Annotated in this window: 23 protein-coding genes; 10 read left to right on the top strand and 13 right to left on the bottom strand. The window is 69.7% G+C overall.

What is annotated here, in order from left to right; genetic code table 11:
• The first annotated feature begins 10 nt into the window (after nucleotides 1-10).
• The gene (locus ACFYOY_RS03080; protein ID WP_093464416.1) at nucleotides 11-1,069 is read left to right on the top strand and encodes an ABC transporter ATP-binding protein; all 1,059 of its coding nucleotides are present in this window, start codon (nucleotides 11-13) and stop codon (nucleotides 1,067-1,069) included.
• Nucleotides 1,062-2,219 carry a dipeptide ABC transporter ATP-binding protein gene (locus ACFYOY_RS03075; RefSeq protein ID WP_351879631.1) on the top strand — a complete coding sequence of 386 codons (1,158 nt, stop codon included), beginning with the start codon at nucleotides 1,062-1,064 and terminating at the stop codon, nucleotides 2,217-2,219. The genes ACFYOY_RS03080 and ACFYOY_RS03075 overlap by 8 nt, the downstream gene beginning before the upstream one ends.
• Nucleotides 2,220-2,299: 80 nt before the next feature.
• Here ACFYOY_RS03075 and ACFYOY_RS03070 read toward each other — a convergent pair whose 3' ends face one another.
• The 3 genes from ACFYOY_RS03070 to ACFYOY_RS03060 all read right to left on the bottom strand — a co-directional run bounded on the left by ACFYOY_RS03070 (nucleotide 2,300) and on the right by ACFYOY_RS03060 (nucleotide 3,431).
• Nucleotides 2,300-2,533, bottom strand: coding sequence for a hypothetical protein (locus ACFYOY_RS03070; protein WP_388584419.1), 234 nt, complete (start codon nucleotides 2,531-2,533; stop codon nucleotides 2,300-2,302).
• Nucleotides 2,518-2,931, bottom strand: a complete 414-nt coding sequence (locus tag ACFYOY_RS03065; RefSeq protein ID WP_351879636.1) for a hypothetical protein — start codon at nucleotides 2,929-2,931, stop codon at nucleotides 2,518-2,520. Before ACFYOY_RS03065 ends, ACFYOY_RS03070 begins: the two co-directional genes overlap by 16 nt.
• A 62-nt stretch (nucleotides 2,932-2,993) precedes the next feature.
• On the bottom strand, nucleotides 2,994-3,431 hold the full coding sequence (locus ACFYOY_RS03060; protein WP_351879639.1) for an ATP-binding protein: 438 nt from the start codon (nucleotides 3,429-3,431) through the stop codon (nucleotides 2,994-2,996).
• 121 nt (nucleotides 3,432-3,552) lie between these two features.
• Between ACFYOY_RS03060 and ACFYOY_RS03055 the strand changes: the two genes are divergently transcribed.
• The 3 genes from ACFYOY_RS03055 (at nucleotide 3,553) to ACFYOY_RS03045 (ending at nucleotide 5,448) form a co-directional block, all read left to right on the top strand.
• Entirely contained in the window at nucleotides 3,553-4,437 is an 885-nt protein-coding gene (locus ACFYOY_RS03055; protein WP_351879642.1) for a helix-turn-helix transcriptional regulator, read from the top strand.
• A gap of 10 nt (nucleotides 4,438-4,447) precedes the next feature.
• Nucleotides 4,448-4,648 (top strand): DUF397 domain-containing protein, encoded by a 201-nt coding sequence (locus ACFYOY_RS03050; protein WP_351879645.1) that lies wholly within the window; start codon nucleotides 4,448-4,450, stop codon nucleotides 4,646-4,648.
• Between the two features lie 278 nt (nucleotides 4,649-4,926).
• Nucleotides 4,927-5,448, top strand: a complete 522-nt coding sequence (locus ACFYOY_RS03045; RefSeq protein ID WP_351879648.1) for a hypothetical protein — start codon at nucleotides 4,927-4,929, stop codon at nucleotides 5,446-5,448.
• Here ACFYOY_RS03045 and ACFYOY_RS03040 read toward each other — a convergent pair.
• Genes ACFYOY_RS03040 through ACFYOY_RS03020 form a run of 5 tightly spaced genes read right to left on the bottom strand, consistent with a single transcriptional unit; the run spans nucleotide 5,438 to nucleotide 11,066 of the window.
• A complete protein-coding gene (locus ACFYOY_RS03040; protein ID WP_351879651.1) occupies nucleotides 5,438-6,463 on the bottom strand; it encodes a dipeptide ABC transporter ATP-binding protein in 1,026 nt (341 codons plus the stop codon). The two genes, ACFYOY_RS03045 and ACFYOY_RS03040, sit on opposite strands and share 11 nt — an antisense overlap.
• On the bottom strand, nucleotides 6,456-7,460 hold the full coding sequence (locus ACFYOY_RS03035; protein ID WP_351879654.1) for an ABC transporter ATP-binding protein: 1,005 nt from the start codon (nucleotides 7,458-7,460) through the stop codon (nucleotides 6,456-6,458). The genes ACFYOY_RS03040 and ACFYOY_RS03035 overlap by 8 nt, the downstream gene beginning before the upstream one ends.
• A gap of 8 nt (nucleotides 7,461-7,468) precedes the next feature.
• Nucleotides 7,469-8,506 (bottom strand): ABC transporter permease, encoded by a 1,038-nt coding sequence (locus ACFYOY_RS03030; protein ID WP_351879657.1) that lies wholly within the window; start codon nucleotides 8,504-8,506, stop codon nucleotides 7,469-7,471.
• Nucleotides 8,499-9,422: an ABC transporter permease gene (locus tag ACFYOY_RS03025; RefSeq protein ID WP_351879660.1), complete on the bottom strand. Its 924-nt coding sequence runs from the start codon at nucleotides 9,420-9,422 to the stop codon at nucleotides 8,499-8,501. The genes ACFYOY_RS03030 and ACFYOY_RS03025 overlap by 8 nt, the downstream gene beginning before the upstream one ends.
• Nucleotides 9,423-9,425: 3 nt before the next feature.
• Nucleotides 9,426-11,066 (bottom strand): ABC transporter substrate-binding protein, encoded by a 1,641-nt coding sequence (locus tag ACFYOY_RS03020; protein ID WP_388584413.1) that lies wholly within the window; start codon nucleotides 11,064-11,066, stop codon nucleotides 9,426-9,428.
• Nucleotides 11,067-11,516: 450 nt separating this feature from the next.
• Here ACFYOY_RS03020 and ACFYOY_RS03015 point away from each other — a divergent pair, with 450 nt between their 5' ends.
• The 4 genes from ACFYOY_RS03015 to ACFYOY_RS03000 all read left to right on the top strand — a co-directional run bounded on the left by ACFYOY_RS03015 (nucleotide 11,517) and on the right by ACFYOY_RS03000 (nucleotide 14,541).
• A complete protein-coding gene (locus ACFYOY_RS03015) occupies nucleotides 11,517-12,641 on the top strand; it encodes an epoxide hydrolase (RefSeq protein WP_351879666.1) in 1,125 nt (374 codons plus the stop codon).
• Between the two features lie 109 nt (nucleotides 12,642-12,750).
• On the top strand, nucleotides 12,751-12,948 hold the full coding sequence (locus tag ACFYOY_RS03010; protein WP_351879668.1) for a hypothetical protein: 198 nt from the start codon (nucleotides 12,751-12,753) through the stop codon (nucleotides 12,946-12,948).
• Between the two features lie 107 nt (nucleotides 12,949-13,055).
• Nucleotides 13,056-13,751: a M15 family metallopeptidase gene (locus ACFYOY_RS03005; RefSeq protein ID WP_351879671.1), complete on the top strand. Its 696-nt coding sequence runs from the start codon at nucleotides 13,056-13,058 to the stop codon at nucleotides 13,749-13,751.
• A 7-nt stretch (nucleotides 13,752-13,758) separates the two neighbouring features.
• Entirely contained in the window at nucleotides 13,759-14,541 is a 783-nt protein-coding gene (locus ACFYOY_RS03000) for a GNAT family N-acetyltransferase (protein ID WP_351879673.1), read from the top strand.
• 109 nt (nucleotides 14,542-14,650) lie between these two features.
• On the opposite strand, the gene ACFYOY_RS02995 is transcribed toward ACFYOY_RS03000, so the two are convergent.
• The 5 genes from ACFYOY_RS02995 to ACFYOY_RS02975 all read right to left on the bottom strand — a co-directional run bounded on the left by ACFYOY_RS02995 (nucleotide 14,651) and on the right by ACFYOY_RS02975 (nucleotide 20,865).
• Nucleotides 14,651-15,814: an oligopeptide/dipeptide ABC transporter ATP-binding protein gene (locus ACFYOY_RS02995; RefSeq protein WP_351879676.1), complete on the bottom strand. Its 1,164-nt coding sequence runs from the start codon at nucleotides 15,812-15,814 to the stop codon at nucleotides 14,651-14,653.
• Nucleotides 15,815-15,833: 19 nt separating this feature from the next.
• Nucleotides 15,834-16,907: an ABC transporter ATP-binding protein gene (locus ACFYOY_RS02990; RefSeq protein ID WP_351879679.1), complete on the bottom strand. Its 1,074-nt coding sequence runs from the start codon at nucleotides 16,905-16,907 to the stop codon at nucleotides 15,834-15,836.
• Between the two features lie 19 nt (nucleotides 16,908-16,926).
• Complete coding sequence (locus ACFYOY_RS02985; RefSeq protein WP_093464438.1) at nucleotides 16,927-17,904, bottom strand: ABC transporter permease; 978 nt, start codon at nucleotides 17,902-17,904, stop codon at nucleotides 16,927-16,929.
• A 91-nt stretch (nucleotides 17,905-17,995) separates the two neighbouring features.
• On the bottom strand, nucleotides 17,996-19,789 hold the full coding sequence (locus ACFYOY_RS02980) for an ABC transporter substrate-binding protein (protein ID WP_351880962.1): 1,794 nt from the start codon (nucleotides 19,787-19,789) through the stop codon (nucleotides 17,996-17,998).
• A 71-nt stretch (nucleotides 19,790-19,860) separates the two neighbouring features.
• Nucleotides 19,861-20,865, bottom strand: a complete 1,005-nt coding sequence (locus ACFYOY_RS02975) for an ABC transporter permease (protein WP_351879684.1) — start codon at nucleotides 20,863-20,865, stop codon at nucleotides 19,861-19,863.
• Between the two features lie 476 nt (nucleotides 20,866-21,341).
• Here ACFYOY_RS02975 and ACFYOY_RS02970 point away from each other — a divergent pair, with 476 nt between their 5' ends.
• On the top strand, nucleotides 21,342-22,604 hold the full coding sequence (locus ACFYOY_RS02970; RefSeq protein ID WP_351879687.1) for a hypothetical protein: 1,263 nt from the start codon (nucleotides 21,342-21,344) through the stop codon (nucleotides 22,602-22,604).
• Nucleotides 22,605-22,863: the final 259 nt, after the last annotated feature.

The raw sequence follows: 22,863 nt of genomic DNA, 5'->3' as shown, positions 1-22,863 counted from the left end.
GAGGGCGTACGTGACCACCATCGAGAAGACCGCGGACGACGCCGTCCGTGAGGGTGCCGGCGACGATGGCACCCCCCTGCTGGAAGTCCGCGACCTGCATGTGGAGTTCCACACCCGGGACGGTGTCGCCAAGGCCGTCAACGGCGTGAACTACAGCGTCGACGCCGGTGAGACGCTCGCCGTCCTCGGCGAGTCCGGCTCCGGCAAGTCGGTGACCGCCCAGGCCATCATGGGCATCCTCGACATGCCGCCCGGGAAGATCCCGCAGGGCCAGATCCTCTTCCGCGGCGAGGACATGCTCACCATGTCGGGGGAGGACCGCCGGAAGATCCGCGGCCGGAGGATCGCCATGATCTTCCAGGACGCGCTCTCCTCGCTGAACCCGGTGCTCTCCGTCGGTTATCAGCTCGGCGAGATGTTCCGGGTCCACCAGGGCCTGTCCAAGAAGGAGGCCAAGGCCAAGGCCATCGAGCTGATGGACCGGGTCCGCATCCCGGCGGCCAAGGAGCGGGTGAGCGACTACCCGCACCAGTTCTCCGGCGGTATGCGCCAGCGCATCATGATCGCCATGGCGCTCGCGCTGGAGCCGGACCTGATCATCGCCGACGAGCCGACCACGGCCCTCGACGTCACCGTCCAGGCCCAGGTGATGGACCTGCTCGCGGAGCTTCAGCGTGAGTACAACATGGGTCTGATCCTGATCACCCATGACCTGGGCGTGGTCGCGGACGTCGCCGACAAGATCGCCGTGATGTACGCGGGACGGATCGTCGAGACCGCCCCCGTGCACGAGCTCTACAAGCGCCCGGCCCACCCCTACACCCGGGGCCTGCTGGACTCCATCCCGCGCCTGGACCGCAAGGGGCAGGAGCTCTACGCGATCAAGGGGCTGCCGCCCAATCTGCTCAAGATCCCCTCGGGCTGCGCCTTCAACCCGCGCTGCCCCAAGGCGGAGGACATCTGCCGTACGGACGTCCCCGCGCTGGTGCCGGTCACCGAGCAGGACGGCACGGAGCTGCCGGGCCGCGGCAGCGCGTGCCACTTCTGGAAGGAGACCCTCCATGGCTGACACCGAGAAGAACGAGGCGGCCATGGAACCGGCCGTGGACGCCACCCCCAATGTCACGGAGGTGGAGACGGTCGACGCCGCCACCGAGGACGAGGCGGTCGCGGCCATCGAGGCCAAGGTCGACCGCGGTGAGCCGATCCTCCAGGTGCGCAATCTGGTCAAGCACTTCCCGCTGACCCAGGGCATCCTCTTCAAGCGGCAGATCGGCGCGGTCAAGGCGGTCGACGGCATCTCCTTCGACCTCTACCAGGGCGAGACCCTCGGCATCGTCGGCGAGTCCGGCTGTGGCAAGTCCACCGTCGCCAAGCTGCTGATGACCCTGGAGACCGCCACCGCGGGCGAGGTCTTCTACAAGGGCCAGGACATCACCAAGCTGTCGGGCCGCGCGCTGCGGGCCGTCCGCCGCAACATCCAGATGGTGTTCCAGGACCCGTACACCTCGCTCAACCCGCGCATGACGGTGGGCGACATCATCGGGGAGCCCTTCGAGATCCACCCCGAGGTGGCTCCCAAGGGCGACCGGCGCCGCAAGGTCCAGGAACTCCTGGACGTGGTGGGGCTGAACCCGGAGTACATCAACCGCTATCCGCACCAGTTCTCCGGCGGCCAGCGCCAGCGCATCGGCATCGCGCGCGGGCTCGCCCTCAACCCGGAGATCATCATCTGCGACGAGCCGGTCTCCGCGCTCGACGTCTCCGTCCAGGCACAGGTCATCAACCTGATGGAGGGGCTGCAGGACGAGTTCAACCTGTCCTACATCTTCATCGCCCACGACCTGTCCATCGTCCGGCACATCTCCGACCGGGTCGGCGTGATGTACCTGGGCAAGATGGCCGAGATCGGCTCCGACACCGAGATCTACGACCACCCGACGCACCCCTACACCCAGGCGCTGCTGTCGGCCGTCCCGGTCCCGGACCCGGAGTCGCGCGAGGGCCGCGAACGCATCATCCTCACCGGCGACGTCCCGTCCCCGGCCAACCCGCCCTCCGGCTGCCGCTTCCGCACCCGCTGCTGGAAGGCCGAGGACAAGTGCGCCAAGGAGATCCCGCTCCTGGCCATCCCGGAGCGCTTCGCCGGATCGGACTCGCCCGCGGCACACGAGTCGGCGTGCCACTTCGCGGAAGAGAAGGACGTGGTCCACGCCTAGCGCTGCCGCGCGGGCCCGCTGCGTGAACGACGAGGGCCGCCCGGGACGTGATCCACGTCCCGGGCGGCCCTCGTCGTCGTTCAGGCCCCGTCCGACTCGGGCCAATGCTGCACCCGGACGACGAAGACGGTGGTGAAGCGACGGTGCTCCTGGTGCCAGACGATCAGTCGGCCCTCTGCATGGTCGAGTAAGTTCGAAACCCCGGACTCATGAATCGGCGGGTCGCCGAGGTACTTGACGGCAGCGGCGTCGGCCAGCCGTTGGGCGAGTCGCTCCACATCGTGCTTGATCTGCGGATTCAGACCGCCGACCACGTTCTCGGCATCGGGAAGGTACTCCCTGGTCCAGTCGCTGACCCTGCCACCTCACGGCGCGCGGCGTCCAACAGCACCCCGATCTGTGCAGAGGCCCGCCGGGCGTCCTCGATGCTGGGTGCATCGGCGACGGCCGCTTCCAACTCGTGGAGTCGTCGAGCCCGATCCGGGTGGCGCCGCAGAGCAACGAAGACCTCCCAGCGGTGGAGGAAAGTGTGCATGGGGACGGTGCTGTCCGTCTGCACCGCCTCCTGCCAGGCGCTGTGGAATTCCTCCTCGAATCGGACGGCCGCGCTGAGGTCGAGGGAGCGCACAGTGACCCGCAGAGCCTGCTCGGTCAGCGGCGGCATGGGGAACAGCGGCTCGTCGTGGGAGTCCTCTATGGGCTGTGTGCTCACGGCGCTGTCTCCTCCGGTGTGCCGTAGGTCGTCCACGTAGGGTGATCGCTGGAGGCCAATGTTCATCCAGCTTGCCCCATCGCGGGTGGCTGCGGGGTCAGCGTGAACCATACGGCCTTGCCGGTGACCCCCGCGTCCTTGTCGGTGTAGTCGTGCACGCCCCAGGTGTCGGAGTACGACTCGACGAGCGTGAGCCCGCGCCCGCTCTCGTCCTCGACATTCGCCGTCACCGGTTGCGGCAGCCCGCAGCCGGAGTCCCATACGGTGACCCGGAAGTCGGGTGGCTTCGGCTCCCAGTCCATGCTGACGTACGCATCGGTGGTGGTGTTCCGGTACGCGTTGGTGACCAACTCCGACACGAGCAGTTCGGCCCTGTCGATGATGCAGTCGAGCCGCGCCGCCTTGAGGACGTGGCGGATGGTGGCCCGTACGACGCCCACGGCGCGGGGGTCGTGGGGGATGAACAGGCCGTAGGACCAGGGCTCTTCGGGCGTGCGCATGGGGCAGCCTCCAGGTGAGTGCCTTCTGTGACTGGCGCCATACGTAAGGTAGCCAATGAGGTTGTGAATCCACAACCTCGTTGGCTGGGGCATACTGCTGAGCGATGTCGAGGAGGGACGTATGGGGCTGAGGGCAAATCCCACGTATCGTCAGCGCCGGTTCGGCTCGGAGGTGCGCAAGTTGCGCGAAAACGCTGGCCTGAGCGTTGGGGAGAGCGCGGCGGTCATGGGGATGCGGCAGTCGCACATCAGTAACGTCGAGTCCGGCCGGACTGGTCTGTCACCGGAGCGGTTGCGCTCCCTCGCGGCGGCTGGTGGTAGTGAAGACTCGACCTACGTTGACGCCCTGGTCGAGATGGGGCAGGCATCGGGTAAGGGGTGGTGGACGGAGTACCGGGAGCGGGCGCGGCCGTCCCTGCTGGACGTCGCCGAGTTGGAGGCTGGTGCCCGTGCGCTCCACTGCTACGAGCCCATGTTCGTGCCCGGGTTGCTGCAGACTCCCGAGTATGCGACGGCCATCCACCGTGCCGGATACGTCCGCACGTCCCGGCAAGAGGATGACCTGGCCATCGAATTCCGGCTGAAGCGCCAGCAGGTACTGCTCGGCGAGTACGCTCCCCGGCTCCACGCGGTCGTCCACGAAGCGGCCCTTCGCGCGACGTTGGGCAGCCCTCGCCTCATGCGGGGTCAGTTGCTGCGACTGATCGAGCTGTCGCGTCTGCCGAACGTCATCCTGCAGGTCATGCCGTTCGACGGGCCGGTGGCGTTCGGCACGTCCTTCACGCTGATCCAGCCCGAGGTATGGGAACTGAGCACAGTGGTCGTGGGACAGGTGGAGAAGTCGCTCTACCTGGGTGACCGTAGTGATCTCGGTCGGTACGGCGATGCCTTCGCTAAGGTGTGCGAAGTGGCGTTGCCTCCCGTGGACGCAACGGTTTCACCGGAGGCGCATGACGCCAAGGACTCGTTGGGCCTTATCCAGCGACTCCTGTATCCCCTGCTCTAGGAGGGCGCTGATGTCTCACCTCAGGTGGCGCAAGTCGAGCTTCAGTGAAGGGCATTCCGATACGTGCGTCGAACTCGCCGCCGACTCCGTCGGCACCCCCCACCTCCGCGAGAGCGACGATCCGGAGGCCGTCATATGCACGACCCCGGCCGCGCTCCGCGCGTTCGTGCGGGCCGCGAAGGCGGGGAGATTCGACCGTCTCGAAGGGTGAGCCGCGCCCCTCCCGGTACCCCTCCCGAGAGTGCTTGATCTCGCGCAACTATTTTGTCAAACGTTTTCCAAGGGGGGGTACCCCCCCGCCAATCCGGAGGTGGTCCGGCAGTCCGGCAACGGCCTCGGCCCCCGAGCACGGGCGCCGCCACCGGCGCTCCTCTTCGTCGGCCCGGCGCCCGGCGCCCGGCGACGGCGCCCCGCCCCCACCCCCCGACCCATGCTCAATTGCGCCGAAGGCGCGAGACGGCGCCGCGCCGCACCTCATAGGGTCGTGGCATGACTGCCCCTCACTCTCCGGTGTATCAGGAGTACTACACCCGCACCCCTTTCCAACTCTTCTCCGGCGTCGGCTGGAAGCGGCTGGTGGCTTTCCGGGCCGATGAGTCCGGTGTCACCCTGGGCGGCGCCGTATTGCGATACCACCGATTCCTGGCCGTCGTGCCGTGGCGGGTCATCGAAGTCGTCGTGGTGTGGGCCACGCAAATGCCCACGGAGAAGCCGGTACAGCACATAGGTCTGAAGCTGCGGCCGGGCGTTCCCGCCCTTCCCGGCCCCAACCGGAAGCTCACCCCGCAGTTCGCCGCGCGTTTCGCACCGCACCTCGAGTACGAGGTCGTCAGGAACAGTCGGCGCATCGTCCTCTGGAAGGTCGATCAGGCCCGGCTCACCGCCGCACTCCAGGCGTTCGCCCCCCAAGTTCAGCTGCGTGTCCACCCGGTGCACCGGGAGCGACCAGGACAGGGCGGCGGGGGGCTGGGGCGCGGGTCCGGCGCGAGCATATTCGACATCATGCCCTGACCCCCGCGCGCTCCTCCGCGAAGTGGCAGGCCGAGGCGTGGGCGGCGGGGCCCGCCGAGCCTGTCGGCACCGCCAGCACCGGCACCTCCGCGGCGCAGCGCTCCTGCGCCTTCCAACAGCGGGTGCGGAAGCGGCAGCCGGAGGGCGGGTTGGCCGGGGAAGGGACGTCGCCGGGGAGCAGGATGCGGGTCCGGCGGGTGCGGGCTGCGGGGTCGGGGACCGGGACGGCGGACAGCAGTGCCTGGGTGTACGGATGCGTGGGGTGGTCGTAGATCTCGGGGCCGGTGCCCGTTTCGGCGAAGCGGCCCAGGTACATCACGGCGACCCGGTCGGCGATGTGCCGGACCACCGACAGATCGTGGGCGATGAAGACATACGCCAGGCCGAACTCGTCCTGCAGCCGCTCCATCAGATTGACCACCTGTGCCTGCACCGACACGTCCAGCGCCGAGACCGGCTCGTCCGCGACGATGACCTCCGGCCGTAGCGCCAGGCCCCGGGCGATGCCGATGCGCTGGCGCTGGCCGCCGGAGAACTGGTGGGGATAGCGGTTGAGGTGCTCCGGGCTGAGCCCAACGACCTCCAGCAGCTCCTGGACCGCCCGCCGCCGGTCGCCCTTGGGGGCCGCCTCGGGGTGGATCTCGAAGGGCTCCCCGATGATGTCGCCCACCGTCATGCGCGGGTTGAGCGAGGTGTACGGGTCCTGGAACACCATCTGGATGTTGCGGCGGACGGCCCGCAGCGCGCGGCCCGAGAGCCGGGTGATGTCCTCGCCCCGGTAGTGGATCGCCCCGGCGGTCGGCCGTTCCAGGCTGACCAGCAGCTTGGCCACGGTGGACTTGCCGCAGCCGGACTCGCCGACGATGCCGAGCGTCTCCCCGCGCCGCAGGGCGAAGGAGACCGTGTCGACCGCCCGGACGGCGCCGATCCGCCGCTTGAACACCACGCCCTGGGTCAGGGGATAGAGCTTGGCCAGGTCGCGGACCTCCAGGACCGGCCCGTCGGGCTCAGGCATGCAGCTCCTCCTTCCAGAAGTGGCAGGCGCTGGTCCGCCCGCCGCCCGCCGGGGACGCACCCGCCGCCACGACCTCGTACAGCGGCGGCCGTTCCGCGCGGCAGACCTCCTGGGCGCGCGGACAGCGCGGGTGGAAGGGGCAGCCGGAGGGCATGGCGAGGGGGCTGGGCGGCGCGCCCTTGATCGCGTAGAGCCGCTCGCCCCGCTGGTCCACGCGCGGCACGGAGTCCAGCAGTCCGCGGGTGTACGGATGGGCGGGGCGGCGGTAGAGGTCGCGCACCGGCGCGGTCTCCACGATCCGGCCCGCGTACATCACGGTGATGGTGTCGGCCACGTCCGCGACCACGCCCAGGTCATGGGTGATCAGGACGAGCCCCATGGCGTACTCTCGGCGCAACTCCGCGAGCAGGTCCATGACCTGGGCCTGGACGGTGACGTCCAGCGCCGTGGTCGGCTCGTCGGCGATGATCAGCTCCGGCTCCAGCGCCATCGCCATGGCGATCATGATGCGCTGGCGCATCCCCCCGGAGAACTGATGCGGATAGTCCCCGGCCCGCTGCCCCGCCGCCGGGATGCGGACCCGGTCCATCAGCTCGACCGCCCGCCGCCGGGCGTCCTTGCGGGACATTCCCCGGTGCACCTCGTACATCTCGGCGAGCTGGGCGCCCACGGGGATTACCGGGTTGAGGGCGGAGAGCGCGTCCTGGAAGATCATCGCCATCGCGGTGCCCCGGATCCGGCGGCGCTCCTGTGCGCCCATCGTCAGCAGATCCCGTCCCCGGAACAGCACTTGGCCGCCGGTGACCCGGCCGGGCGGGGAGTCGAGGATGCCCATGACGGCCTGGGCGGTCACGGACTTGCCGGACCCCGACTCGCCCAGCACGGCGAGGGTGCGGCCCGCGTCCAGGCCGTAGCTCACCCCGCCGACGGCCTCGGCGACCCCGTCCCGGGTGCGGAATTCGACGCGGAGGTCCCGTACCTCCAGCAGGCGGGTCATGGCCGGACCTACCGCAGCCTGGGGTCGAGGGCGTCGCGCACCGCGTCGCCGAGCATGATGAACGCGAGCACCGTGACCGACAGCGCTCCGGCGGGCCACAACAGCATGTGCGGGGCGTTGCGGATCTGGGTGGCGGCGGAGGAGATGTCGATCCCCCAGGAGACGGTGGGTGGTTTGAGCCCCACGCCGAGGAACGACAGCGTGGCCTCCAGCGAGATGTAGGTGCCCAGCGCGATGGTCGCGACGACGATCACGGGGGCCACGGCGTTGGGCGCGATATGGCGCAGCAGCGTCCGGCCGCTGCCGGCGCCGAGCGCCCGCGCCGCCTGGACGTAGTCATGCTCCTTGACGGTCACCACCGAGCCGCGCGCGATCCGGGAGATCTGCGGCCAGCCCAGCAGCACGATGAAACCGACGACCGGCCACACCGAGCCGCTGGTGACCACCGACAGGAAGACCAGGCCGCCCAGCAGGATCGGGATGCCGAAGAAGACATCGGCGATCCGCGAGAGCAGCGCGTCCCACCAGCCGCCGAAGTACCCGGCGAGCCCGCCCAGCGCGCTGCCCAGCAGTGCCGCGCCGAGGGTGGCGCAGATGCCGACGGTGATGGAGGCGCGGGCGCCGTAGACCGTGCGGGTGTAGACGTCGCGGCCCTGGAGGTCGTAGCCGAAGGGGTGGCCGGGGGCCGGGCCGTCCTGCGCTCTGGCGAGGTCGCCGTGGTACGGGTTGCCGCTGGCGATCAGCTGCGGCCAGATTGCGATGGCGACGAGGAAGAGGATGGTCAGCGCGGAGACGATGAAGACGGGGTTGCGGCGCAGATCGTGCCAGGCGTCGGACCACAGCCCCCGTCCGGTGGGCGCGGCCGGTCCGCCGGAGCGGCGGCCGGGCTCCTTGCGCCAGGGGAGGGGAAGGCGCCAGGGGCCGCGCCGTGGTCCGCCCTTCAGGGTCTGGGGGCCGGGGGTGTTGAGGTCCATCGGACCGCTGCCGCTGCCGGCCGGTGCGATCGCCTCGGTCATGTCGTAGCGCGTGTCAAAGGGCTCAGGCATACCGGATCCTCGGGTCGAGCACGGCGTAGAGGAGGTCGACGAGCAGATTGGCGAGCAGGAAGACGATCACCAGGATGGTCACGAAGCCGACGACGGTCGGCGAGTTCTGGCGCAGGATGCCCTGGTAGAGCTGGTAGCCCACGCCGTGGATGTTGAAGATCCGCTCGGTGACGATGGCCCCGCCCATGAGCGCGCCGATGTCCGTGCCGATGAACGTCACCACCGGGATCAGCGAGTTGCGCAGCAGATGGCGGGTGACGATGCGGTGGCGCGGCAGCCCCTTGGCGACGGCGGTGCGGACGTAGTCGGCGCGGGCGTTCTCCACGATGGAGGTGCGGGTGAGGCGGCTGGTGTACGCGAGCGACACCAGCCCCAGCACCACGCCGGGCAGCAGCAGTTCGGTCAGCGGCGCCTCCGGGGAGACCGATGGTCTGGCCCAGCCCCAGGTCACGCCGAACAGATACTGCAGCACCGTGCCGCTGACGAAGGTCGGGACGGCGACCACGACCAGGGTGAGCAGCAGCACCGAGGTGTCCAGCCCCCGGCCGCGGCGCAGCCCGCTGAGGACGCCCAGGGTGATGCCCAGCGCCATCTCGAAGACGACCGCGACCACGGTGAGCCGGAGGGTGACGGGGAACGCGCTCGCCATCAGCTCGGTCACCGGCTGCCCGTTGAAGGCCGTACCGAAGTGCCCGCTGAAGACCTGCCCCATGTAGTGCACGTACTGGCGCCACAGCGGCTCGTCCAGATAGAGGTCCTGGCGGATCCGGGCGGCGGTGGCGGGGTCGGGGGCCTTGTCGCCGAAGAGCGCGGCGACCGGGTCCCCGAGCGCGTACACCATGAAGAAGATCAGGAAGGTGGAGCCGATGAACACCGGGATCATCTGCAGCAGTCGGCGCAGCGTATAGCGGCCCATGGCTCAGCCGACCCTGATCTGTGCGTAGACCGGGACGCTGAACTGGTTGAGCGCCACCTCGCTGAGCCGCTGCGAATAGCCCGCGCTGCCGTTCTGGTACCACAGCGGAATGGCGGGCATCTGCTCGGCGAGGACCTTCTCCGCGTCCCGGAAACCGGCGATGGCCCGGCCGTCCGCGGAGGCGGCGTTGGCCTGGTTCACCATCCGGTCGAAGCCGGTGTCGCTGAAGTGGCCGTCGTTGGAGGAGGCGCCGGTGTAGTACAGGGGCTGCAGAAAGTTCTGGATCAGCGGATAGTCCATCTGCCAGCCGGCCCGGAACGGCCCGGTCATCTCCTTGCCCGCCATCTTGTTGCGGTAGTCCGCGAAGGTGCCGATCGGCTTGCCGACACAGGCCCGGTCGCTTCTCAGCACGGTGTTGACGCTGTTGCAGACCGCGTCCACCCAGTCCTTGTGGGAGCCGCTGTCGGCGTTGTACGTGATCGTCATCCGGCCGCCGGGCAGCCCGCCGCCCGCCTTGATCAGCTTGCGCGCCCGGGCCGGGTCGTAGCGGCAGGCGTCCCCGCACAGCCCCGGCTGATAGCCGCCCTGGCGGCGCAGGACCGGCGAGGTCCAGTCGGTCGCGGGGGTGCGGGTGCCGTGGAAGATCCGCTCGGTGATCTGCGCGCGGTTGATCGCCATCGAGATGCCCCGGCGGACCTTGGCCTTGGCCGGGCCGCTCCAGGCGCGGTCGTACATCGGGAAGGTGAGGGTCTGGATGATCCCGGCGGGCTGGTTGATGTAGCGGTCGCCGAGGTCGGAGCGGGCGAACTTCAACTGCTGCGCCGGGACATCGTCGACCAGATCGAGATTGCCCGCCTGGAGATCGGTGTAGGCGGTGTTGTTGTCGGTGTAGACGCGCAGATCGACGCCCTTGTTGCGGGCCTTGTCCGGGCCGCGATAGCCGTCCCAGGCACGCAGCTTCATCACCGAGCCCTTGATGTAGGACCGCACCTGGTACGGGCCGTTGCCGACGGGCTTCCTCAGCCAGGCGGCATGGTCCTCGAAGAACGCCCGGGGCAGCGGCGCATAGGCGTTGTAGCCGAGGGTCTTGGGCCAGGTGGAGAACTTCTGGGTGAGCCGGACGGTGAAGGTCCGCTCGTCCTTGACCCGCAGCCCGGAGAGGGTCTTGGCGGTGGGGGCGCCGCCGGAGGCGGGATGGACCTTGTCATAGCCCTCGATGTACTCGAAGAAGTAGGCGTTGCGCTGCTGGTGGTCGATCCGGGCGCCGTAGTTCCAGGCGTTCACGAAGGACGCGGCGGTGACCTTCTCCCCGTTGGCGAACCGCCGGTCCTTCTTGAGGGTGATGGTGTAGTTCCGCTGGTCGGAGCTCTCGATCCGGTCCGCGAGCGCGTTCTTGGCCTCGCCGCTCCTGGGGTCGTAGCGCTTGAGCCCCCGGAAGATCATGTCGAGGACCTTGCCGCCCTGGACGTCATTGATATTGGCCGGCTCCAGCGGATTGGGCGGATCGCCCCAGGACGAGCGGACGACACCGTCTTCGGCGCCGCCGTCCCCGCCACCGCAGGCCGCCAGGGGCAGGGCGACGGCGGACACGCAGAGCGCGGACAGGGCGCGCCTGGCACGCAGGGAATACGGGGCTCCGCGCATGGCGCCTCCCGAGGATCCGGTCCAAGATCCGCCTTTGGCCCCATCTGACATCCCCTGGGGCGACGGCGCACGTCGATGACCGCTGTCCGGGGTGGCGCGCGGTGGGTGAAGCGACGTGGGTGAGGCGCGATTGGGGAAGCGCGAGCCGAGCGGTACGTCCCTCGCTCGGCAAGCGCTTTCTAGGGCACTGTCCCGTAAGAACACCCCAGATTTCAAGTACTGTTACCGGACTTGGAGCGATCCCTTCCCGTCTGGGATGAGAGGATGGGCGCAAGCGTTTCATATCCGGCGCCACAGCCCGCCGGCGCCACAGCCCGCCGGCGCCACAGCCCGCCGGCGCCGCGGGCCCCCGAGGAGTCGCAGGCCCCGAGGAGTCGCAGGCCCCGAGGAGTCGCAGGCCCCGAGGGTCGCGGACGCTCCCCGTCCGCGACCGCCTCTACCGTGCGGGCCATGGAGATCCGTCCCTTCCGCATCGCCGTCCCCCAGCCCGACCTCGACGATCTGCGCCAGCGCCTGGAACACACCCGCTGGCCGGAACCGCTCCCGGGTACCGGCTGGTCCGACGGGACCTCGCTCGACCACGTCCGCGCGCTGGCCGGGTACTGGGCGACGGGGTACGACTGGCGGGCGCGGGAGGCGCGGCTGAACGCGTTCCCCCAGTTCACGACGGAGATCGACGGGCAGCGGGTGCACTTCCTCCATGCCCGCTCGCCCGAGCCGGATGCCCTGCCGCTGCTGATCACCCATGGCTGGCCCGGTTCGGTCGCGGAGTTCACCGAGGTCATCGGCCCGCTGACCGATCCGCGCGGACACGGGGGCGACCCGGCCGACGCTTTCCATGTCGTCATCCCGTCCCTGCCCGGTTTCGCCTTCTCCGCCCCGCCCCGCGAACCCGGCTGGGGCATCCGCCGTATCGCCACCGCGTGGACGGAGCTGATGCGGCGCCTGGGGTACGAGCGCTACGGCACACAGGGCGGCGACTTCGGCTCGCTGATCTCCCCCGAGGTGGCCCGGGTGGCGCCGTCCCGGGTCGTCGGCGTACACGTCAACGCGTTGGTGACCGTGGGGTCGGCCGACCCGGCCGGACCGGACGAGCTGACCCCGGCGGAGCGCTCCCGGCTGGCCGGTGTCGAACGCTGGCACCGCGAGCTGTCCGGCTACGCCGCCATCCAGGGCACCCGCCCGCAGACCCTGTCCTACGGCCTCGCCGACTCACCCTCCGGCCAACTGGCCTGGAACCTCGACTGGTTCGCCGCCCACGGCGACAAACCGGAGGCCCTCGACCGCGACGCGGTCCTGACGAACGTCTCCCTCTACTGGTTCACCAACACGGCGGGCCCCTCCGCCCGCCTCTACAAGGAGGCGGCCTCGGCCTGGGGCGCACCCCCCGAGCGCTCCGGAGTCCCCACCGGCGTCGCGGTCTTCCGGGGCGACACCGCGATCCGCAGCCTCGCCGAGCCGCACCACACGATCACCCACTGGTCGGAGTTCGAGGCGGGTGGCCACTTCGCGGCGATGGAGGTCCCGGAACTGCTGGTGGATGACGTACGGACGTTCTTCCGCGCCCTGCGCTGACCGGGGCCCGTACCGTCCGTACCGGTGAGCCCTGCTCGGGAGGGGTCCCGAGCACTCCCACGGATGATGGCCGCCCTGTCACCGAGGTGAGAAACCAAGGAAGTCCGCCATGACCCCTGTGCAAGCCGACTGGCTGTCCATCGTGTTCGCTCCCATCGGTGTCATCGCGCTGGTGACCGCCTTCTTCGTGCGGCGCTCGGCGTCCCAGAGGGGCGAGTCCATGCCTGCCTGGGGCACGGCCGTGCAGGGTGTGGGGATGGTCCTCGTGATGTGCGTGGCGCTCATCAACATGGCGTGGGGCACATGAGGAAAGTCGACACCGCCCCCTCCGGACACCCACGGACGGCGGTTCATCCGAACGAGCCGCTGGGCAGGTAGGAGGGACGGCCGACCAGCACCCGCGAGGAGAGCCCCATGTCCCACTCGCCCTTCCCGGTGGATCAGCGGATCGTCCTGATCGGCGACCCACGCGTCAGGGCGGTCCCGGTACGCGAATGCGGCGAACCGCTGGTCGACTGCCGGGGCCGGATGCGCGTGGGCACCCGGCGGGCCGATCCGGCGGGACACTTCGCGCACCTCCGGGCCGCAGTCGCCGAACGGCTGGAGCGTGCCGAGAAGTCGCTGCCGAACGGCTGGCGGTGGCTGCTGGTCGAGGGCTACCGGCCCCCGGCGCTCCAGCGGGAGATCTTCGACGGCTACGCGGCCACGCTGCGGAAGCTCGATCCGGATGCCGACGAGGAGCGGATCCGCACGGCCGCCAGCCGCTGGTGCGCCCCGGCGGAGACGGCCGGACACGTCGCCGGGGCGGCGATCGACCTGACCGTGTGCACCCGTGACGGTACCGAGATCGACATGGGCAGCCCGGAGGCCGCTACACCGGAGGAGAGTGGCGGGGCCTGCTACACCCACGCCCCCGGCCTGTCCGAACGGGCCCGCGAGAACCGGGCGTTGATGATCGAGGCGCTGTCCTCGGTGGGCATGGTCAACTACCCCACCGAGTGGTGGCACTGGTCGTACGGAGACCGCTACTGGGCCTGGTCCACGACCGCCCCCACCGCCGTCTACGGACCCGTCCCGGAGGACGCCCCCGATGTGCGGGTTCGCCTATGATCGCGAGGTGTCGCAGAACGACCTTGAGCGCGTCCAGGACTTCCGGATCTCCTTCGCCCGTCGTCAGGCCGGTGAGGTGCGGGAGGTGCCGGGGGGATTCCTGGTGCTGCACGGGGGTTACGCACGCTCCCATGAGCACAATCAGCTGCATATCGTCGGGCCCGCCGACCCCGAGGGGCTTCCCGCCCTCGCCGACGAGGTCATGGCCTTCCTTCCGCACCGCCGGATCACGGTCCATGACGAGGCGCTGGGACTTCTCTGCGTGCCCGCGCTCGAACGGGCCGGGTACAGCCATATGACCGAGGTGCTGATGGTCCACACCGGGCCGGTGCCGGAGGCCACGGCGGCCGATGTGGTGGAGCGGGAGCTGGGGCCGGATCCGCACGGGCCGCTGCGGCGGGCGGTGACGGCGCAGCAGCGGCGGTGGATGCCGGACGCGGACGAGCGGACCGTGCACGACCTCGTGGAGCGGCGTACCGCCCGGCGGGCCGGGGCCGAGGAGGTGCTCTTCCTCGCCGCCCACGACGACAGCGGCGAGGTCGCCTCCTGGGCCGATCTGTACCTGGAGCCGGCCGCCGGGATCGGCCAGATCGAGGAGGTGGCGACGGCCGAGCCGTACCTGCGCCGCGGCCACGCCGACGCCGTCCTGACCGCGGCGCTGCGCCGCGCGGCCGCCGCGGGGTGCGGGCTGCGGTTCCTCGTCGCCGACCAGGACGACTGGCCGCTGCACTGGTACGGCCGCCGCGGGTTCACCGCCGTCGGCCGTGCGCATGCCTTCTCGCGCTTCTGAGATCGCCGAGACCGCAAAGGGCCCCGGGCTTCTGCGCTTCTGCGCTTCTGCGCTTCTGCGCTTCTGTGCTTCTGTGCTTCTGGGCTTCTGAGCCCGAGCGGCCAGTTCCTTACGGCTCCTTGCGCGGTGCCGCTCCCGTCCCCGACTCCGCCGCGATCAGCGCCGGGTCGAGGACGACGTCCTCCTCGCGGGCCTCGAGGGTCGGGTCCTCGGGGAAGTGGCAGGCGGACAGGTGGCCCTCGCGGTTGCCGTCCAGGCGCAGGAGCGGCGGCTCCTCCCGCGCGCACTTGTCCTGGGCCTTCCAGCAGCGGGTGCGGAAGCGGCAGCCGGACGGTGGGTTGATGGGGGAGGGCACGTCCCCGGCGAGCCGGATGCGTGTCCGACGGGCGGTCGCCTCGGCGCCCGAGGCGACCCCGGTGTCCGCTATGTCCGCCGCGTCCTCGGCGTTCTCGGCCATCACCACCGCCGCGTCCGGCACCGCGGACAGCAGGGCGTGGGTGTACGGGTGGCGGGGGCGGCGGTAGATCGAGTCGCGGTCGCCCACCTCGACCACCTTGCCCAGGTACATCACGGCGACGCGCTGCGAGAAGTGGCGTACGACGGCGAGGTCATGGGCGATGAACAGGAAGGCGATGCCCAGTTCCCGCTGGAGCTTCTGGAGCAGATTGACGACCTGCGCCTGGATGGAGACGTCCAGCGCCGAGACCGGCTCGTCGGCGACGATCAGCTTGGGCTCCAGGGCGAGCGCGCGGGCCACGCCGATGCGCTGGCGCTGACCGCCGGAGAACTCGTGCGGGAAGCGGTTGTAGTGCTCGGGGTTGAGGCCCACGATCTCCAGCAGTTCGCGCACCCGGGCCTCGCGGCCGCCCGGCGGATTGATGCCGTTGATCTCCATGGGGCCGGAGATGATGGTGCCGACGGTCTGCCGGGGGTTCAGCGAGGAGTACGGATCCTGGAAGATCATCTGGATCTCGGAGCGGATCGGGGCCAGCTCCTTGCGGCCCGCGTGGGTGATGTCCCGGCCCCGGTAGGTGATCTTCCCTGCGGTGGGCTCCAGCAGCCGGGTCAGCAGCCGGCCCGTGGTGGACTTGCCGCAGCCGGACTCGCCGACCAGCCCGAAGCTCTCCCCGGCGTGCACGGTCAGATCGATCCCGTCCACCGCCTGCACGGCCCCGACCTTCCGCTTGAACGGAAAGCCGCCCATGATCGGGAAGTGTTTGGTCAGCTTCTCGGTGACCAGGAGGGGTTCGGGTGTGCCCGACTCGATGCTCATGCGTCAGCGCTCCTAGGCCCTAGCCCAGCCGGGGCTTGATCTGCTCGGTGAAGAGGGTCTGTTTCCGCTCGGCGCTCAGGTGGCAGGCGGCGCCGCGGCCGTCCGGCAGCACGGGCCGCTCGGTGGCGCAGCGGTCGCCCGCCACCTGGTCGGTGTAGTGGCACCGCGGATGGAAGGGACAGCCCGGCGGGGGGCTGAGCAGGCTCGGCGGGGAGCCGGGGATGGGGTTCAGCGGCTCGTCCACGGCGGAGGACAGCCGTGGCATGGAACCCAGCAGCCCCCAGGTGTACGGATGCTGGGGCGCGCGCAGCACCTCGCGGACCGTACCGCGCTCCACGGCCCGGCCCGCGTACATCACCAGCAGATCGTCGGCGGTGTTGGCGACCACGCCCAGGTCATGGGTGATGAGGATGATCGCGGAGCCGAACTCCTGCTGGAGGTCCTTCAGCAGATCCAGGATCTGGGCCTGGACGGTGACGTCGAGGGCGGTGGTCGGCTCGTCGGCGATCAGCAGATCGGGGTCGCAGACCAGCGACATCGCGATCATCGCGCGCTGCCGCATCCCGCCGGAGAACTGGTGCGGATAGTCGTCCACCCGCAGGCGGGGGTTGGGGATGCCGACCTTCTCCAGCATCTCGATCGCCCGGGAGCGGGCCTCGCTCTTGGAGGCGCCGGTGTGCTTGCGGTACGGCTCGGCGATCTGGCGGCCCACTGTGTAGTACGGCGACAGCGCGGTCAGCGGATCCTGGAAGATCATCGCCATGGTGTTGCCGCGCAGCCGCTCCAGGGTGCGCTCGGGCGCCCCGGTCAGCTCCTGCCCGTTCAGCAGGATCTCGCCGCTGACGGTGGTGGTGCGCGGGTCGTGCAGGCCCAGGACGGTGAGGTTGGTGACGGACTTGCCGGAGCCGGACTCGCCGACGATGCCGAGCGTCCGGCCGCGTTCGAGGTCGAAGGAGAGGCCGTCGACGGCCTTGACGACGCCGTCCTCGGTCGAGAAGCGGACGTACAGATCGCGTACGGACAGGAAGGCGCCGTCGCCGGGGCCGGCCGGTGGGGGCGTCGCGCCGTCGTCGGGCTTGGTGAGTGTGGTCATCTCGGCAGCTCCGGGTCTGTCAGGCGAGGCGCACGCGCGGGTCGATGAAGGCGTAGGCGGCGTCGACCAGGATGTTGAACACCACGATGGCCGCGGAGCTGACCAGCATCACACCCATCAGCATGGGCAGATCGGTGAGCTGGACGGATTCCACCGCCAGCCGCCCGATGCCGTGCAGGGTGAAGGTGTACTCGGTGACCATGGCCCCGCCGAAGAGCGATCCGAGGTCGATGCCGAAGATGGTGACGATGGGGGCGATGGCGCCGCGCCAGGCGTAGCGGAAGAAGACCGTACGGCTGGAGAGTCCCTTGGCTCTCGCCGTGCGGACATGGTCCTCCTGCAGTTGCTCGACCATCTGGGAGCGGGTCATCCGGCTGTAGTTGGCCAGGAAGATCAGGGAGAGCACCACCCAGGGCAGCAGCATCCCGCTGAACCACTTCGCCGGATTGTCGGTGAAGGGGTAGTAGGCGGGTTGGTCCATGATCCCCAGTCCGCTGACGAACCAGGCCAGGGCGAGTACCCCGACGAAGTAGATCTGCATCGAGGCGCCGAGCAGCGACAGCGAGCTGAAGAACTTGTCGATCCAGGTGCCGCGCCGCCAGGCCGCGATCATGCCGATGCCGATCCCGCAGACCAGGAACACGGCGGCACCGCCGAGGGCGAGCGAGAGGGTGGTGGGGAAGCGGTCGGCGATGGTGCCCCAGACGGGCTCCTGGCTGACGAAGGAGTAGCCGAAGCAGGGGGCGCTGCAGTGCCCCACGGCGAAGTCCCGCCCGGCGACGATCCCCACCATGAACTTCGCGTACTGGACCGGCACCGGCTGGTCCAGGCCCAGGTTCTTGTTGATCATGGCGAGCGAGACGGGGTCGCAGTTCTTGCCGCAGGCGAGCCGGGCCGGTTCGGCGGGCAGGGCGAAGAAGAGGAAGAACGTGATCGCGCTGATCAGGATCAGGATCACGATCGCGCCGAGGGACCGGCGGGCGAGGAATCTCAACATGACGTCGGTGATCTTCCGCTAGGGGCGGGTCCCGGCCGCACCCGCCGATACGGGTGCGGCCGGGGTCTGCGCTGCCTGGGTACGGCCGCGGCTACTTGATGAAGATGGCCGTCGGGTCCACGGCCCCGTAGACCGAGTTGAACTTCACTCCGCCGATGCCCGAGCCCCAGAGGGTGAACAGCCGGTTGTAGAAGGTCGGGACCGCGGGGACCTCATCGGTGAGGATCTTCTCGCTGAGCTTGATCCACTCCGAGGTGGCCCGGCTGAGGTCGCTGACCTTGGTGACCTTGCCGATCTCGTCGTTGACCGCCGGGACGTTGAGGTGCGAGTAGTTCGAGGAGTCGTCGTAGACGTTCTCGCCGCCGTACACCGGCGGGACCACGGTCGAGGCGGACGGCCAGTCGGCACCCCACGAGGACCGGTACAGATCGAACTTGTTCTTGACCTTTCCGATCTGCGTGTAATAGGTCGACTGGTCGATCTCCTTCTTCTGAATCTTGAACCCGGCCCGCTCCAGGGCCTGCTGGACGACCACCGAGGCGTCCTGGTGGGTGTCGCCGTTGCCGTAGGCGTAGACGAGCTCGTAGTTCTCCTTGCCCGCCTCCTTCAGCAGCTCCCTGGCCTTCTTGGCGTTGCCGCCGGGGTACTTCTTCTTCTGGAACGGGTCGAAGGAGGGGTCGTAGCCCTTGAGCGTGGGGCCGACCAGCCCGCCGCCGACCTCACCGCCCTTGGGGCCGCCGAACTGCTGGAGGTACTGCCCGCTGGGGAAGGCCCAGGCGATCGCCTCGCGCACCTTCTTGTCCTTGACCCGATCGGTGTTGATCGAGACGACGTCCACATAGGGCTGCGTCTCGGTCAGCGACCGGGCCATCGCCTCCTTGTCCTTGAGGACCGTGGAGATCTGCGAGGGGTCGACCGCGTTGGTGAGCGTCATCCCGTTCCGGTCGGCGCCCTTGCTGGCCTGGAGCCGGCGGGTGGAGTCCACCCACTGGTGGCCGAAGGAGACGTTGAACCCGTCGACGTACTGATGGCGTATCGAGTCGGTCTTGGGGTCCCACTGGTCGTTCCTGACGAACTCGACGCCCTTGCCCGACTTGAAGTTCTTGACCTTGTACGGGCCCGAGGCCAGCGGGGCCTTGTCGTACTTCTCCTTGGTGTCCTTGCCCGGCGGCACCGCGCCGATATTCGGCATGCCGACCGCGAACGGCACCTCGGCGCGCGGCTGGTCGAAGTGGAAGATGATGGTCTTGTCGTCCGGGGTGTCCAGCACCGACGAGGGCAGATGCTTGCCCTTGTAGGGGCCGTCCGGAAGCGCCTTGCGGTACTTCTGGCCCTCACCGGAGAGCCACTGCTGCAGATAGGTGGGCCCGTTCGTCTGATACGGCGCGTAGAGCCGCTCGACGGCCTGCCGGACGTCCTTGGAGGTGATGGGCGAGCCGTCCTCGTACTTCAGCCCGTCCTTGAGGGTGTACGTCCAGGTGCGGCCGCCGTCGGAGGACTTGCCGGTGTCGGTGGCGAGGTCGCCGACCAGCTTGGCCTTGCCCGTCTTGTCGTCGAACTGGTAGTTCGTCAGCGTCCGGTTGTAGAGGGTCTGCGCGATCAGCTCATCGCTGACGTAGATCTGCCCCGGGTCCAGATGCTCGAAGGCGTCCCGCTGCAGCACCGTGACGGTGCCGCCCTTCTTGGCGCCCGGCAGGTCCTTGGCCGGTCCGGTGGAGTCGGCGGCGGTGCCGAGGGTGATGTCCTGGGACTCCATCTTGGGCTCGCTCGACCCCTTGGGGTCCGAGCCGCCGCCTCCGCTGCTGCACCCCGCGAGCGCCAGGGCGCCCGCGGTCAGGGCGACGGCGTAGGTACGGGCTCTGCGACTGTTCTTCTTCGGCGTCATCGTGGTCACTGCACCTGCCTCATCGGACGGAAGACTTGCCGTTCTCTGCCTTGGGCCCTCCGGCCCCCCGGTCACCGCGTGGTCTTCGGGTCCATCGCGTCCCGGACCGAGTCCCCGAGCAGGTTGAAGGCGACCACGAAGACCACCATGGCGATGCCGGGGAAGAACATGTAGGTGATGTCGCCCTCGTAGAAGTTCGCGCCCTTGGCGAACATCCGGCCCCAGTCGGGGGTCGGCTCCACCACGCCGACGCCGAGGAAGGACAGCGCCGCTTCCGTCGTCACGAAGTTCGGCAGCATCAGCGTGGACTGCACCAGGATGGGCGTGACGAGGTTGGGCAGCAGCTCCTTGCGGACGATCCGCCATGGCGAGGCGCCGGTCACCCTGGCCGCCTCGACGAACTCACGCTCCCTCAGGGACAGCACCTGGCCGCGCAGCAGCCGGGCCAGCTGCATCCAGCCCAGCAGCCACAACACCATCACCAGGGCCGTCACCCGGAAATAGGTGGGCGTTTCCTTCTGCGGGCTGACGAACAGCGCGGTGACCACCGGCATGAAGGCGACGAAGAACAGCTGCTGCGGAAAGGACAGCAGCAGATCGATGAGCCGGCCGAGGAAGTAGTCGGTGCGGCCGCCCAGATAGCCCGCCACCACGCCGATCACAATGCCGGTGATCGTGGACAGCACGGTCGCGGCCAGCCCGATCAGCAGCGAGGTACGGATGCCGTAGACGAGCTGGGTCAGCACATCGCGGCCCAGCTTCGGCTCGATGCCGAACCAGAACTCGCCGTCGATGCCCCCGTTGGGCTTCATCGGATAGCTGGTGAGGGGATCCAGCAGCTCGGGCCGGTCCAGGCCGTACGTGGTGTACGGATCCTTGCCGTACAGCCAGGAGATCACCGGAGCCAGTACGGCGACGGCGAAGAAGAAGATCACCACGCCCGCGGAGATGACACCCGTGCGGTCGCGTTTGAAGCGCCGCCACATGAGCTGGCGGGGCGCCAGGCCGGCCGGCACCTTGCCCTCCGTGCCCGGTGCGGTCTTCTCGACCACGCCGGACTGCGATGGACTCGTCATCGCGTAGCGTCCCCCCGCACTGGTGTCACATCGTCAACTCGCGTTATCTATGCGCGTCATGTCGCCGCCCGCTCGCCAGGGTGGTGCGTGCGTACCGGGTTGAGCGGACTTTCGCAATCGGGGAACGGCCCAGTCAAGGGGCCGGGGAGGGTGGATGTGCTGCTCATTCGAGTCTTGAGCGAAGATTTGGCAGATCGAGGTCCGGGCGTGCTTGACAGGGTTCCGCCGTGAGAGACAAAGCGTGTTCTATGGGCAGGAAGCGCGTTAACACACCGGCAACTCATCCGTCGCAACACCGATATACGGACGCGTCAGGCTGAACTGCGTACGGCCGTGCGGGTGCCGTGGACCGGCCGGGGCGTGCCATGTGGCCCCGGCCGGTCGCACCCCCCGGCGGCCTCCGGACGGTCACGATCCGTATTTTTCTTCGCCCCGCGACGGTTGCCCGGGGTACGAGGCGGGGGAAACCTACGGCTATGGGGCAGGGACGGATACTCAACAGCGGAGGGCGGCTCTTCGGGGCGCTCGTCTGCGCGGTCCTCGGGCTGATCTCGCTGGCGTGGATCATCCACGACCTGGACAAGGCCGACGAGGCGAACCATCTGTGGTGGACGTGGGCGGGGCTGCCGTTCCGGGCCACCGGAGGGATCTTCGGTTCCTCCCTGCTCGACCTCGTGCTGCTGCTGGTCTACGCGGTCGTCGGGATCACCGCCCTGCGCTCACCGGCCGCCGCGGGCGCGCTCGGCACGGTCGCGGCGGTGACCGTCGCGGTGCGTCTGCCCAGCCTGTGGAACTTGAACTCCGACTGGCTGCAGGGCATCCCCGGCGATCTGAAGACGCGGGCCAACCTCAGCGCCTGGGCGCAGGTGGTGCTCGGGGGGCTGCTGCTGGCCGTGGTGGCCGCCGCTCGCCGCCCCGCCGATCTCGCCCCGCCCGGACACCTGGCCTCGCCCGCCGACCGGCCGCCGGGCCGCCCCTCGCCCGGGGCGGCGGTCACCGGCGCGCTGTTCCTGGGCGCCGTCGGGGCCGTCGTCGCCGCCTGGCAGATCTACTGGGCCCAGGAGCGGGGCTGGGAGATCTACAAGTACCTGCTCACCGGCAAGCACACGCTGCCCACCCTGCTCTCGCCGCCCGGTGCCTGGACGGCCTGGGCGGCGGTCGCGCTGTGCCTGGCCGCCGCGGCGGCCGCGCTCGCGCGTGCCCCGCTGGCGCGCCCGCTGGGGATGACGGCGGCGGCGCTGGTCATGGCGACCGGGATCAGCGAGGCATCGCTCTACATCAAGCTGGACTATGTGGACCACCTCAGCGATCTGCCCACGGTGGGCGTGCTCAGCGTGCTCACCGGGTTCTTCGAGGCGATCGCGGGGCTGATCGCGCTTCTGGCGCTGGCTCGGCGGGGCGTTGACGAGGACGCCCCGTTCACCGGGGCGCCGGGGCCGGGCGCCCCGGCGTACGGGGGCTATGACGGCTATGGGTCCGGCGGTTATGACGGCTATGGGCCCGGGGGCTACGACGACGGCTCCGGGGGCGGAGGCTACGGCGGCTACGGGAGCGGTGGCTACGGGAGTGGCGGACCCGGGAATGGCGGACCCGGAAGTGGTGGTTACGGCGGCGGGGGATACGGCCCGCCACCGCCCAGCACCCCGCCGCTGGTGCCCCCTCCGCCCGGGGCCCCGCCCGCCGCGCCCCCGCCGCCGTCCGCCCCGCCCGCACCCCCCGCACCGCCGTCGGGCTGGTGACGGCGGGCTGGTGACCGCGGGCTGGTGACCGCGGATCAGCGCGGCCCCGGGGCCCAGCTAGGACCTGGCCGGTGGATCTTCGCGGGCCTCGCGGCGGCAGCCGCTGATGTCACAGGCGCGAAGATCCACCGGCCAGATGACGTCCGGTGCGGTTCGGATGCGCCCCGAAGGGGCGCGGTGCTGTGTCGATGTGCGGCTCCGCCGCGTGGGCGCGACCAGCCACGCCGCAGCCGCAGTCAAAGGACGGCAGCTTGCGGCT

It is taken from the genome of Streptomyces sp. NPDC007875, from assembly GCF_042868035.1.
GTDB classification, from domain to species: Bacteria; Actinomycetota; Actinomycetes; order Streptomycetales; family Streptomycetaceae; genus Streptomyces; species Streptomyces antimycoticus.
The sequence above is the reverse complement of the archived record's forward strand: the minus strand, read 5'-3'. Positions and strand labels throughout refer to the sequence as shown.